Below are 13,780 nucleotides of genomic sequence, written 5' to 3' on the forward strand. Positions count from 1 at the left end.
AGCCGCACATGAATACCCCAAGCCGTAGCGCCAAGGCCCTGCTGGTCGCCAGCCTGCTGACCAGCCTTCCCGTTCTGGCGGACGAGCCGCGTTACAACCAGATTTCCCTGCGCGCCGAAGCGAGCAAGGAAGTCGCCCGCGACCTGATGGTCGTGACCCTCTACAGCGAAGCGCAGAACACCGACCCGGCCAAGCTCGCCGCCGAGATCACCACCACCCTCAACAAGGCGCTGGAACAGGCGCGCCAGGTCAAGGATGTGAAGATCAGCCAGGGCAGCCGCAACGCTTACCCGATCTATGACGACAAGGGTCAGAAGATCACCGGCTGGCGCGAGCGCGCCGAACTGCGCCTGGAAAGCGGCGACTTCCCTGCCCTGTCCAAACTGACCGGCGAACTGCTGCAACAACTGAAGATGGGCGGCATGGACTTCGCCATCGCCCCGGCCACGCGCAAGACCAGCGAGGACGCACTGATCAAGGACGCGGTCGATGCCTTCAAGGCACGGGCGCAGATCGCCACCGAAGCGCTGGGCGGCAAGGGCTACAAGGTGGTCAGCCTGAACCTCAACAGCAGTGGTTATCCACAGCCGTACCTGCGTGCACCGATGATGATGAAAGCCAGCATGGATGCCGAGGCGGCACCTTCGCCGCAGGTCGAGGCGGGGACGACGCAGGTCAGCGTCAATGCCGATGGCACCATTGAAGTGCAGATGTAAGCCACCTCTCTAAAGAGCGACACGGGCTCCTGTGGGAGCGGGTTTACCCGCGATTGCAACGGTGAATCCACCGACGTAATCGCGGCGGTTCGGCGCCCCGATGAACCCGCTCCCACAGGGGCCCGTGTCGCATTCAAGTTCTGCAATTTCTCCCACGCAAACGTTCAACTCGCACAAAGTTACACAATCGCGACATTCCTGTACGAACGTTCCGAAATTGCTGTCAGAAGCTATCCTCAAGCGTTGCACCAGGTCCAGTACCTGCATAAGTATCCGCGGGTCGGCTCACAAGGCCGCCCTCAGATCACAATGACAACAATGAGGCCACCATGCTGAAAACCGCAGTCATTCCGTTCCTTGTCGGCGCAGGTCTGCTCGCCGCCACACCGGTCGCCCAGGCCGCTTCCAACCTGGTCTACTGCTCCGAAGGCAGCCCCGCCGGCTTCGACCCGAGCCAGTACACCACCGGTACCGACTTCGACGCGTCCTCGGAAACCGTGTTCAACCGCCTCGCCCAGTTCGAGCGCGGCGGCACCCAGGTCATCCCGGGGCTGGCCACCAGCTGGGACGTTTCCGATGACGGCCTGACCTACACCTTCCACCTGCGCGAAGGGGTCAAGTTCCATACCACCGATTACTTCAAGCCCACCCGCGACTTCAACGCCGACGACGTGCTGTTCACCTTCAACCGCATGCTCGACAAGGACATGCCGTTCCGCAAGGCCTACCCCACCGAGTTCCCATACTTCACCGACATGGGCATGGATGCCAACATCAAGCAGGTGCAGAAGGTCGACGCGCACACCGTCAAATTCCTCCTCAACGAAGTCGACGCCGCGTTCATCCAGAACATTGCCATGAGCTTCGCCTCGATCCAGTCCGCCGAATACGCCGAGCAGTTGCTCAAGCAGGGCAAAGCCGCGGACATCAACCAGAAGCCGATCGGCACCGGTCCTTTCGTGTTCAGCAAATACCAGAAGGACGCGCAGATCCGCTTCAAGGGCAACAAGGACTACTGGTCGCCCGACGAGGTGAAGATCGACAACCTGATCTTCGCCATCACCACCGACGCCTCGGTGCGCATGCAGAAACTGAAGAAGAACGAGTGCCAGATCACCCTCTTCCCCCGTCCTGCCGACCTCGACGCGCTCAAGGCCGACCCGAACCTGCAGATGCCGCACCAGGCCGGTTTCAACCTCGGCTACATCGCCTATAACGTGATGGACAAGATCAAGGGCAGCAACGAGCCCAACCCCATGGCCCAGCTCAAGGTGCGCCAGGCCCTGGACATGGCGGTGAACAAGCAGCAGATCATCGATTCGGTGTACCAGGGTGCGGGCGAACTGGCAGTCAATGCCATGCCGCCGACCCAGTGGTCGTACGACGACACCATCAAGGGCACCGAATACAACGTCGAGAAGGCCAAGGCGTTGCTCAAGGAGGCCGGCATCAAGGAGGGTACCGAGATCACCCTGTGGGCCATGCCGGTACAGCGGCCGTACAACCCCAACGCCAAGCTGATGGCCGAGATGATCCAGTCCGACTGGGCGAAGATCGGCATCAAGGCGCGCATCGTCAGTTACGAATGGGGCGAGTACATCAAGCGCGCCAAGGACGGCGAGAACGGCGCCATGCTGATCGGCTGGAGCGGCGACAACGGTGACCCGGACAACTGGCTCGGCACCCTCTACGGCTGCGATGCGGTCAACGGCAACAACTTCTCCCACTGGTGCAACGCCGACTACGACAAACTGGTGAAGGCGGCCAAGCGCACCCCCGACCAGGCCAAGCGCACCGAGCTGTACAAGCAGGCCCAGCACATCCTCAAGGACCAGGTGCCGATCACGCCGATCGCCCACTCCACGGTCTACCAGCCGATGCGCAAGAGCGTCGAGGGCTTCAAGATCAGCCCCTTCGCCCTTAATGACTTCTACGGCGTCAGCGTGAAGCCATAAACCCAAGGCAGGAGCTGGCGAGCCAGCTCCTACACCTGTCTGAAATTTCCTCAACTCAGCCGGAAAGCTCCCACCCCAATTTGCTCCCTGTGTACCTCGTCGTCTCCTCCGTACCCACTTACCTTGGGAACGGTGCCGTGATGCGTGAGCGAGGATTCGCTGCGTGCTGCGGAAACTTCCAATAATGACGACAAGACAGGGAATTCCCATGCGTAAGACGTCTCTCTTCGCCGCCTTGCTCGGAGCCGGTCTGCTGGCCCATTCGCCCTTCGGCCTGGCCAAGGGCAACCTGGTGTTCTGCTCGGAAGGCAGCCCCTCGGGCTTCGACACCGCGCAATACCAGAGCGGTACCGACAACGACGTGTCCGAACCGCTGTACAACCGCCTGGTGGAGTTCGAACGGGGGGCCACGGGCATTCAACCGTCCCTGGCCACCGACTGGACCATCTCCGACGACGGCCTGGTGTACACCTTCAACCTGCGCCCCGGGGTGAAGTTCCACAGCAATGCCGGTTTCACCCCGAGCCGCGAGTTCGACGCCGACGACGTGGTGTTCACCTTCAACCGCATGCTCGACCCGACCCACCCCTTCCGCATGGCCTACGGCACCGTGTTCCCCTACTTCAGCGCCATGGGCATGGACAAGACCATCGCCAAGGTGGAAAAGACCGGCCCGATGAGCGTGACCTTCACCCTCAACCACCCCGACGCGACGCTGCTGCAGAACCTCGCCATGAGCTTCGCCTCGGTTCTCTCGGCCGAATACGCCGAACACCTGCTGGCCCGCGGCACCCCCTCGGACATCACCCACAAGCCCATCGGCACCGGCCCCTTCGTGTTCACCCGCTACCAGAAGGACACCCAGATCCGCTACCGCGGCAACCCCGACTACTGGGCCCCCGAGCAGGTCAGGCTGGACAACCTGATCTACTCGATCAACGTCGATCCGTCGGTCCGGGTGCAAAAGCTGCGCAAGGGCGAATGCCATGTGAGCATCCATCCACGTCCCGCCGACCTCGAGGCCCTGCGCAGCGACGAGAACATCAACCTGATCGAGAAGCCCGCCTACAACCTCGGCTATATCGCCTACAACACCCGGCACAAGCCGTTCGACCAACTGGAAGTCCGCCAGGCGCTGGACATGGCGGTAAACAAGGAAGCGATCATCAAGACCGTGTTCCAGGGCGCCGGCCAGGTGGCGGTCAACACCATGCCTCCGACCCAGTGGTCGTATGACGAGAGCATCGTCGATACACCCCGCGATCTGGAAAAGGCCCGGCAGATGCTGCGCGACGCCGGGGTCAAGGAAGGTACCGAAATCACCCTCTGGGCCATGCCCGTGCAGCGCCCGTACAACCCCGACGCGCGGCTGATGGCGCAGATCCTCCAGGACGACTGGGGCAAGCTCGGGCTGAAGGTGAACATCGTCAGCTACGAATGGGGCGAATACCTCAAGCGGGCCAAGAACGGTGAACACGACACCCTGCTGATCGGCTGGACCGGCGACAACGGTGACCCGGACAACTGGCTGGGCACCCTGTACAGCTGCGACGCCATCGGCAGCCACAACCATTCCATGTGGTGCGACCCGGAATACGACGCGCTGATGAAGAAAGCCAAGGGCACCAACGACCGCGAGCAGCGCAGCGAGCTGTATCGCCAGGCCCAGCAGTACATCAAGCAGAACGTACCGATCACCCCGATCGCCCACTCCACCGTCAGCCAGCCGGTAAGCACGCGGGTGAAGGACTACCTGGTGAGCCCGTTCGGCAAGACCACGTTCCGCGACGTCGGCATCGACTGACCACTGCCAGCCGGATCGACGCCCACCGGCCACGATCCACCGCATTGGCCGCCGGGTCCGCGAGGCCCGCCGGCACACCAAGAAGAACAAGAAAGGAAGCATCGCCTTGAAACGAATCACCACCGTAATCGCCCTTTCCCTTGGCGGCCTGTCCGGCCTTGTCCAGGCCGACGCCACCAGCCAGGACTACCTGCCGCTGACGCTCAAGGAAAACAGTGCCCAGGCCGAATCCAACGGTTTCATCGAAGACCAGAGCCTGTCCGGCTGGACGCGCAACTGGTATGCCCGCGAGCGAGCGACCAAGGGCCCGCTGTTCCGCTACTACAAGAGCGACGGCAGCCGCCGCGACACCCACAGCCGCGACAACTGGGTGCAAGGTACCGTTCTCGACTACAGCTCGGGCTTCACCCAGGGCACCGTCGGTTTCGCCACCCAGGTCGCCGGCTACCACGCGCTGGCCCTGGAGCGCGGCCGCGCCCGGGTCGCCGGGCCGAACAACCGCACCCTGACCCACGGCGATGGCGATGTCATCGGCCAGTGGAGCAAACTCGGCCTGGCCAACCTGCAGGCACGCATCTCCAACACCACCCTGGTCGCCGGTCGGCAGTCGATCAACACGCCGGTGTTCGCCTACATCGGAAACCGCGCTTTGCCGTCGAGCTTCGATGGCGTCGCCCTGCACAGCGCCGAATTCGACAACCTGTCCTTCGACCTCGGCACCTTCGAACGGGTCTCGACCCGCACCGAACAGGGCAAGAGCAGGTTCACCACCGAGTATTCGGCACTGGGCGCCGAAGCCGACCGGGTCAGCCTGGCCGGCCTCAACTACCAGCCGTTGCGCAGCCTGACCACCAGCCTGTACTTCGGCCATGTCGAGGACATCTGGAACCAGTACTACTTCGGCGCGTCCCACGACCTGGGAGACAAGGGCACCCTGGCCCTGACCACCGGGTTCAACTGGTACGGCACCCGCGACACCGGCTCGGCAAAACTGGGGACGATCGACAACGACACCTTCAGCCTATCCTTCACCCTGGCGCACCAGGCCCACAGCCTGACCCTGGCCTACCAGCAGGTGAACGGCGACGAGTACTTCGATTACGTGCACGACACCAATGCGATCTTCCTCGCCAACTCGCTGTTCTCCGATTACAACGGGCCCAACGAGAAGTCGTTCCAGGTCGGCTACGCCCTGGACATGGCCGGCTTCGGCGTGCCGGGCCTGCGCCTGAACGCCTACACCGCCCGCGGCTGGGGCATCGACGGCACCCACTACAAGGGCAACGGCTACGATGTACGCAACCTCGATGGCGAACATCACCGGGAATGGTCCCTCGGGGCCAGCTACGTGGTGCAGAGCGGGCCGCTGCAGGCGACCAATATCCGCGCCTATTACACTGCGCACCGCGCCAGTCGAGAACAGATCGATGGCAATCTCGATGAATTCCGCATCGTGACCACCATTCCGTTCAACATTCTTTAAGCAGGTCCCGGGGGGCGATCGCCCAGGCGCCCGCTCCCCGGGCAGGAGACGACAAAGGATATGCCGATGAAAAACCTGACCCTGCACGCCGCGCTCGCGGCCCTGCTGCTGGGCGCCTCGACGGGGCTTCTGGCGCGCCCGCTGGTGGTCTGCACCGAAGCCAGCCCGGAAGGCTTCGATATGGTCCAGTACACCACCGCCGTCACCGCCGATGCCGCGGCCGAGACCCTGTTCAACCGCCTGGTGGACTTCAAGCCCGGCACCACCGAGATCCAGCCATCCCTGGCCGAACGCTGGGACATCAGCGAAGACGGCCTCACCTACACCTTCCACCTGCGCAGGGGCGTCAAGTTCCACACCACGCCCTGGTTCACCCCGACCCGGGACATGAACGCCGACGATGTGCTCTGGAGCTTCCACCGCCAGCTCGACCCCGGGCATCCCTGGCATGACAAGACCAGCATCGGCTTTCCCTATTTCGAAGGCATGAGCTTCGGCAAATTGCTCAAGAGCGTGGAAAAGACCGACGACCACACCGTGGTCTTCACCCTGACCCAGCCCCAGGCCCCGTTCCTGCGCGACCTGGCCATGGCCTTCACCTCGATCTACTCGGCCGAGTACGGTGACCAGTTGCTCAAGGCGGGCAAAACCGGCGACCTCAACAGCAAACCGGTCGGCACCGGCCCGTTCGTCTTCCAGCGCTATATCAAGGACGCCCAGGTCCGCTACAAGGCCAACCCGGACTACTTCCGCGGTGCGCCGCCCAGCGAAACCCTGGTCTTCGCCATCACCCCCGACAACAACGTGCGCCTGCAGAAACTGCGCGCCAACGAATGCCAGGTTGCCGTCTATCCCAAGCCCGACGACGTCCCCTCGATCAAGCAGGACCCGATGCTCAAGGTGGCCGAACTGGAGGCGCTGATCATCGGCTACGTGGCGATGAACACCGAGCATCCCCTGCTCAAGGACGTGCGGGTGCGCAAGGCCATCGATATCGCCTTCGATCGCCAGAGCCATATCGACCAGTTGTTCGGCCAGGGCAACGCGGTGCTGGCGGTCAACCCGTACCCGCCGACCCTGCCCGGCTACAACCACGACAACCGGAACCCGCCCCGCGACCTCGACAAAGCCCGTGCCCTGCTCAAGGAAGCCGGCGTGCCGGAAGGCGCCAGGCTGACCCTGTTCACCCGCAATGGCGGCGGCATGACCAACCCCAATCCGCGCCTGAGCGCCGAAATGCTCCAGGCCGACCTCAAGCAGATCGGCCTGAAACTGGATATCCGCGTTATGGAATGGGCAGAAATGCTGCGCCGCGCGAAGAACGGCGAGCACGACCTGGTGTCCACCGGATGGGCCGGCGACAACGGCGACCCGGATAACTTCCTGACCCCGCTGCTCAGTTGCGAGGCGGTGAAGAACGGCGAGAACTATGCTCGTTGGTGCAATGAACGGTTCGACGCGCTGATCGACCGGGCTCGCCAGGTGATCGACCCGCAACAGCGAGAAGCACTCTATAAGGAGGCCCTGGCCGTGTACGATGCGGACCGGCCGTGGATAACCATGGCCCATCCGAAGATGTTCACGGCCATGCGCCGGAACGTCGAGGGCTACATCATCAGCCCCCTGACCAATAACAACTTCGCTACTACCCAGGTGAAGTAGAACAAGAACGCCCGCCCAACCCCACCCGGGAAAAGCGGGCACGCGCCTTACCGGCTGACGAGGAACACCACACGATGTTGAGTTTCATTGCCCGGCGTCTGGGATTGCTGATCCCGACCTTTTTCGGCATTACCTTGCTGACCTTCGCCCTCATACGGCTCATACCGGGGGACCCGGTGGAAGTGATGATGGGCGAGCGCAGGGTCGACCCTGAAATGCACGCACAGGCCATGGAACGGCTGGGCCTGAACAAGCCCTTGCCCGAGCAGTACCTGGACTACATCGGCAAGCTGTCCCAGGGCGACCTGGGCGAATCGCTGCGCACCCGCGAAAGCGTGTGGAACGAGTTCCTCGCGCTGTTTCCCGCCACCCTCGAACTGGCCCTGGCGGCGCTGCTGTTCGCCGGGGTCATCGGCGTACTCGCCGGGGTCATCGCCGCGCTCAAGCGCGGTTCGCTGTTCGACCACGGGGTGATGGGCCTGTCCCTCACCGGCTATTCGATGCCGATCTTCTGGTGGGGCCTGATCCTGATCATGTTCTTCTCCGTGAGCCTGGGCTGGACCCCGGTTTCCGGGCGCATCGACCTGCTCTACGACATCGAGCCGAAGACCGGCTTCATGCTCATCGACACCCTGCTCGCCGATGAACCCGGCGCGTTCAAGGATGCGCTGATGCACCTGATCCTGCCGGCCATCGTCCTGGGCACCATTCCCCTGGCGGTGATCGCGCGGATGACCCGTTCGTCGATGCTCGAAGTCCTGCGCGAGGACTACATCCGCACCGCCAGGGCCAAGGGCCTGTCGCCGGCCCGGGTGGTCTTCGTCCACGGCCTGCGCAACGCGCTGATTCCGGTGCTGACGGTGTTCGGCCTGCAGGTCGGCACCCTGCTCGCCGGTGCAGTGCTCACCGAAACCATCTTTTCCTGGCCGGGCATCGGCAAGTGGCTGATCGAAGCCATCGGTGCCCGTGACTACCCCGTGGTCCAGAACGGCATCCTGCTGATCGCCTGCCTGGTCATCCTGGTCAACTTCGTCGTGGACATCCTCTACGGCCTGGCCAACCCACGCATCCGTCACCAGCGCTGAGGCCGCCGTCATGAATACTCCAGCTCCAAACCCGGCTCCAGCCATCGACCAGAGCCTGCTCTATCCGTCGCCGTACAAGGAATTCTGGCAATCCTTTTCGCGCAACAAGGGCGCGGTGGCCGGCCTGCTGTTCATGTGCGTGATCGTTTTCTGCGCGCTGTTCGCCCCCTGGGTCGCGCCACACAGCCCCAGCGAGCAATACCGCGACTTCCTGCTGACCCCGCCGGTGTGGCTCGAAGGCGGCAACTGGCAGTTCATCCTCGGCACCGACGAACTGGGCCGCGACCTGCTCTCGCGGCTGATCCAGGGCTCGCGCCTGTCGCTGCTGATCGGCCTGTCGTCGGTGGTCATCTCGCTGATCCCGGGGATCATCCTCGGCCTGCTGGCGGGCTTCTTCCCCAATGCCCTCGGTGCAGCGATCATGCGCCTGATGGACGTGATGCTGGCCCTGCCCTCGCTGCTGCTGGCCGTGGCCATCGTTGCCATCCTCGGCCCTGGCCTGGTCAATACCGTGATCGCCATCGCCATCGTCTCGCTGCCGTCGTACGTGCGCCTGACCCGCGCCGCGGTGATGGGCGAACTGAACCGCGACTACGTCACCGCCGCCCGCCTGGCCGGCGCCAGCCTGCCGCGGCTGATGTTCGTCACCGTGCTGCCCAACTGCATGGCGCCGCTGATCGTGCAGGCCACCCTGAGCTTCTCCTCGGCGATCCTCGATGCCGCCGCGCTGGGCTTCCTCGGCCTCGGCGTGCAGCCGCCGACCCCGGAATGGGGAACCATGCTGGCCTCGGCCCGCGACTACATCGAACGTGCCTGGTGGGTCGTGAGCCTGCCGGGCCTGACCATTTTGCTCAGCGTGCTGGCAATCAACCTGATGGGCGACGGGCTGCGCGATGCGCTGGACCCGAAACTCAAGAATGCCGCCTGAGGAGAAGCCCATGTCACTTCTGCAAATCCGCAATCTCAACGTGCGCTTCGGCGACGCCGATGCCGTGCCGGTGGTGGACGGCCTCGACCTCGACGTGGACAAGGGCGAGGTGCTGGCCATCGTCGGCGAGTCCGGCTCCGGCAAATCGGTGACCATGATGGCCCTGATGGGCCTGATCGACCCGCCCGGGCGCATCAGCGCCGACCAGCTCGGCTTCGACGGCAACGACATGCTCAGGATCAGCGGTCGCCAGCGGCGCAAGGTGGTCGGCAAGGACATTGCGATGGTCTTCCAGGACCCGATGACCGCCCTCAACCCCAGCTACACCGTGGGCTTCCAGATCGAGGAAGTGCTGCGCCAGCACCTCGGCCTGCGCGGCAAGGCCGCCCGCCAGCGTGCCCTGGAACTGCTGAGAAAGGTGGAGATCCCGGCTCCGGAAAGCCGCCTCGATGCCTATCCGCACCAGCTCTCCGGCGGCATGAGCCAGCGCGTGGCAATCGCCATGGCGATCGCCGGCGAGCCGAAGCTGCTGATCGCCGACGAACCCACCACCGCCTTGGACGTGACCATCCAGGCGCAGATCATGGAGTTGCTGCTGAACCTGCAAAAAGAGCGGGACATGGCCCTGATCCTGATTACCCACGACCTCGCCGTCGTCGCCGAAACCGCCCGGCGGGTCTGCGTGATGTACGCCGGCCAGGCCGTGGAGGTGGGCCAGGTACCGGAGCTGTTCGACGTGCCGGCCCACCCCTACAGCGAAGCGCTGCTCAAGGCCATTCCCGAGCACAGCCTGGGCGCCGAGCGCCTGGCCACCCTGCCCGGCATCGTCCCCGGACGCTATGACCGGCCCACCGGCTGCCTGCTCTCGCCGCGCTGCCCTTACGTGCGCGACAACTGCCGCCAGCAACGTCCCGGTCTCGATCCCCAGGCCCACAGCCTGGCCCGCTGCTTCTACCCGCTGAACCAGGAGGTGGCGTGATGAGCGTTGTCCTGACCGCACGTGAGCTGACCCGTCACTACGAAGTCTCCCGGGGCCTGTTCAAGGGCCACGCCACGGTCCGCGCGCTGAACGGCGTGTCGTTCGAGCTGGAAGCCGGCAGGACCCTGGCCGTGGTCGGCGAGTCCGGCTGCGGCAAGTCCACCCTGGCCCGGGCCCTGACCCTGATCGAGGAGCCGTCGTCCGGCTCGCTGCAGATCGCCGGGCAGGAGGTCAACGGCGCCAGCAAGCGCGAGCGCAAGCAGTTGCGCCGCGATGTGCAGATGGTCTTCCAGAGCCCGTATGCCTCGCTCAACCCACGGCAGAAAATCGGTGACCAACTGGCCGAGCCGCTGCTGATCAACACCTCGTTGTCCAAGGAACAGCGGCGGGAAAAGGTCCAGGCCATGATGCAGCAGGTCGGCCTGCGCCCCGAGCACTACCAGCGCTACCCGCACATGTTCTCCGGGGGCCAGCGCCAGCGTATTGCCCTGGCCCGGGCGATGATGCTGCAGCCGAAGGTGCTGGTGGCGGACGAGCCCACCTCGGCCCTGGACGTGTCGATCCAGGCCCAGGTACTCAACCTGTTCATGGACCTGCAAAAGGAGTTCAACACCGCCTACGTGTTCATCTCGCACAACCTGGCGGTAGTGCGGCATGTCGCGGACGAGGTGCTGGTGATGTATCTCGGCCGGCCGGCGGAGATGGGGCCGAAGGAGGCGATCTACGAGAAGCCGCTGCACCCCTATACCCAGGCGCTACTGTCGGCGACACCGACGATTCATCCGGATCCGCACAAGCCGAAGATCAGGATTGCCGGGGAACTGCCCAACCCGCTGAATCCGCCTGATGGCTGCGCGTTCCACAAGCGCTGTCCGTATGCGACGGAACGCTGTGCGAAGGAAGTGCCGGCGTTTCGGCGGGTAGAGACACGGCAGGTGGCCTGCCATTACGCGGAGCAGTTCCTCTAAAAGCATCGCTGGCAAGCCAGCTCCCACAGGGTTCCGAGTCGCTGCGGCCCCTGTGGGCGCTGGCTTGCCAGCGATGAGGCCTTCAGATCAATGCATGAAGATCGCGATCAGGATGATCACAGGAATCGGTACACCCAGGAACCACAGCAGTAATGAACGCATGATGTCTCTCCTCTTATCTCAACGAATCGGCGCAGTCCGGGCCACATAACCCGCACCGTCTACTTCAACCCATTGCACCTGGTCGCGACGACGACCGCCATACAGCGCCGCCAGGCTGGCGAAGAACGCCCCGCACAGCAGACCGACAAAGGTCCACAGCGCCGTCCAGGCCGCCGCTTTCGCTGCTGCATCCGCCGCCTGCTTGGCCTGCACCTTGGCCTGTTGAACCTGCGCGAATACCTGGTCCACACGGGCTTCGGCCTCGGCCTGGGTCAGGCGGGTCCGCTGAGCTACCAGTTGCGCCAGGTAGGCACGGTCTTCCGGCACCAGGCTGTCATCGACGATGGCCCGCCCGAGAATCCGCGCCGCCACGGCATTGGCTGCGTCATCGCTGACCGGGGCCGGGCCTTCGCTGCGGAACAAGGTGTCGACGAAGTAACCCATCGGATCGGCATCGTTGTTATTGCTGGCTGCGGCACTGACCGCAGTGGCCCCGGCCGTAGCAGCGGTGTGCGCACCGGCACTGGCCAGGCTGCCCGCCGTGCCCAGCACCATCGCCGCCGTGATCAGCGTGGCCACGGCCCAGGCCAGGAAGCCATGGGCGGTGTCGCGGAAGTACACCTCGTCAGCGTGCAGGCTGGCCCATTTCACCCGCAGCCGGCCGGCGATGTAGCCACCGAAGCCGGAGGCGATGATCTGGGTCAGCAACAGCCAGACGATGGTCGAGATGCCCAGCGCCTTGGCGCTGGCGCCCTCGTCGGCCCAGGGCGAGGTGGCGGCGAAGCCGAGCCCAGCGCCGAGCACGACGAGAATCAATGACAACGCCGCAGCAGCTGCGGCCCCGGCGAAAATCGCCGCCCAGGACACGCCCGAACGATTCGGGATATCGACAGCGGGTGAATAGTCGTTGGTGATCATGTATGCCTCTCCGGTGAGCAAAGGGTCCTTTGACGGGAGGGGAGGTGCAGCGGGCGTGCCAAATGTTTCCAATGATGACAAGCAATGAAACCGGGGGTTTGGCCAGGGATGGCCGTCTGAGGACCGTGCAAAATGCGGGATGGGCGGTTCGGCAGATGGCTTTCTGCAATATTCACCGGCCTCATCGCTGCGGTGCGGCGGTCCGACAAGCCAGCTCCCACAGGTTCAGCGGTGCACATAGATCCCTGTGTGAGCTGGCTTGCCAGCGATGAGGCCCTCAAGCACTATCCAAAAATGACCTCCCTCCCCGACGGCCCCAGCCAGACCCCGATCACCGCCGACACCGTCCTGCGCTACCACCACTGCTGGATGCGCCGCGACCTCGACGGGGTGATGGCGCTGTATCATCCGGACGTCGAGTACCACGATTTTTTCCAGAACCGCGTGCTCGCCTACAACGAGCTGCGCGATTATGTGCGGGTGTGCCTGCCCCACCAGGACGGCGAGGACATCGTCCACGGCGACCGTATCCGCGTCGATGGCTGTACCGCCTTCATCCAGTACCAGGTCACGGTTCGAGGTGGCGAAGGCCTGGTGGCCTTCCACGCCAGCGAGGCGATCACGGTCAAGGATGGCCTGATCTGGCGGGTCAACGAATACGCCACGCTGGTCCAGCAGAACGTCAAGGGCACAAGGCCCTCGGGCCCGCGCCCGGCGACCAGCCGCCTTGGCCTGTCGCCTCGCCAGCTACGTACCATGGCCCAGGACCTGGAGCACTATTTCCAGCGCCAGCGGCCCTACCTCGACCCGGAACTGGACCTGCAACGGGTGGCGAAGGAAAGCGGCTACAGCCGCAACCAGATTTCCTACCTGCTCAACCAGGTCCTTGGCCAGAGCTTCTACCGCTACGTCAACCAGGCCCGCCTGCACCATCTGCTCGGTCGCCTGGACAGCACCACCGCCAGTGCCACCGTCGATGAGCTGGCCTTCAACGCTGGTTTCAACTCGCTCTCGGCCTTCTACAAGTGTTTCCGCGAGCATACCGGCCTGTCTCCCAAGGCCTACGTGAAGCAAATTTCCCTGCGTGCACGCACGTAGGACAGCCCGACCCGCCCGCCAC

Annotated in this window: 11 protein-coding genes; 10 read left to right on the forward strand and 1 reads right to left on the reverse strand. The window is 64.1% G+C overall.

Annotated features, from left to right (window positions below; all coding sequences use genetic code 11):
- Window positions 1-8 precede the first annotated feature (8 nt).
- From ACKLLE_RS18790 to ACKLLE_RS18830, 9 genes are all read left to right on the forward strand, one after another.
- Complete coding sequence (locus ACKLLE_RS18790) at window positions 9-716, forward strand: SIMPL domain-containing protein (protein ID WP_420058731.1); 708 nt, start codon at window positions 9-11, stop codon at window positions 714-716.
- Between the two features lie 329 nt (window positions 717-1,045).
- Complete coding sequence (locus ACKLLE_RS18795; protein ID WP_420058732.1) at window positions 1,046-2,671, forward strand: ABC transporter substrate-binding protein; 1,626 nt, start codon at window positions 1,046-1,048, stop codon at window positions 2,669-2,671.
- Between the two features lie 208 nt (window positions 2,672-2,879).
- A complete protein-coding gene (locus tag ACKLLE_RS18800; RefSeq protein ID WP_420058733.1) occupies window positions 2,880-4,475 on the forward strand; it encodes an ABC transporter substrate-binding protein in 1,596 nt (531 codons plus the stop codon).
- Window positions 4,476-4,581: 106 nt separating this feature from the next.
- Complete coding sequence (locus ACKLLE_RS18805; protein WP_420058734.1) at window positions 4,582-5,958, forward strand: OprD family outer membrane porin; 1,377 nt, start codon at window positions 4,582-4,584, stop codon at window positions 5,956-5,958.
- Between the two features lie 66 nt (window positions 5,959-6,024).
- Complete coding sequence (locus ACKLLE_RS18810; RefSeq protein ID WP_420058735.1) at window positions 6,025-7,620, forward strand: ABC transporter substrate-binding protein; 1,596 nt, start codon at window positions 6,025-6,027, stop codon at window positions 7,618-7,620.
- A gap of 74 nt (window positions 7,621-7,694) precedes the next feature.
- A complete protein-coding gene (locus ACKLLE_RS18815) occupies window positions 7,695-8,705 on the forward strand; it encodes an ABC transporter permease subunit (protein ID WP_064302776.1) in 1,011 nt (336 codons plus the stop codon).
- Window positions 8,706-8,715: 10 nt separating this feature from the next.
- Window positions 8,716-9,633, forward strand: coding sequence for an ABC transporter permease subunit (locus tag ACKLLE_RS18820; RefSeq protein ID WP_420058736.1), 918 nt, complete (start codon window positions 8,716-8,718; stop codon window positions 9,631-9,633).
- Between the two features lie 10 nt (window positions 9,634-9,643).
- Entirely contained in the window at window positions 9,644-10,612 is a 969-nt protein-coding gene (locus ACKLLE_RS18825) for an ABC transporter ATP-binding protein (protein ID WP_064302774.1), read from the forward strand.
- Window positions 10,612-11,580, forward strand: coding sequence for a peptide ABC transporter ATP-binding protein (locus ACKLLE_RS18830; RefSeq protein WP_064302773.1), 969 nt, complete (start codon window positions 10,612-10,614; stop codon window positions 11,578-11,580). The genes ACKLLE_RS18825 and ACKLLE_RS18830 overlap by 1 nt, the downstream gene beginning before the upstream one ends.
- A 180-nt stretch (window positions 11,581-11,760) precedes the next feature.
- Here ACKLLE_RS18830 and ACKLLE_RS18835 read toward each other — a convergent pair whose 3' ends face one another.
- Window positions 11,761-12,660: a hypothetical protein gene (locus tag ACKLLE_RS18835; RefSeq protein WP_420058737.1), complete on the reverse strand. Its 900-nt coding sequence runs from the start codon at window positions 12,658-12,660 to the stop codon at window positions 11,761-11,763.
- A gap of 294 nt (window positions 12,661-12,954) precedes the next feature.
- Here ACKLLE_RS18835 and ACKLLE_RS18840 point away from each other — a divergent pair, with 294 nt between their 5' ends.
- The gene (locus tag ACKLLE_RS18840) at window positions 12,955-13,758 is read left to right on the forward strand and encodes a helix-turn-helix domain-containing protein (protein ID WP_064302771.1); all 804 of its coding nucleotides are present in this window, start codon (window positions 12,955-12,957) and stop codon (window positions 13,756-13,758) included.
- The last annotated feature ends 22 nt before the right edge of the window (window positions 13,759-13,780 follow it).

Origin of the sequence: Pseudomonas bharatica (assembly GCF_048586865.1) — a bacterium.
GTDB lineage: Bacteria > Pseudomonadota > Gammaproteobacteria > Pseudomonadales > Pseudomonadaceae > Aquipseudomonas > Aquipseudomonas bharatica.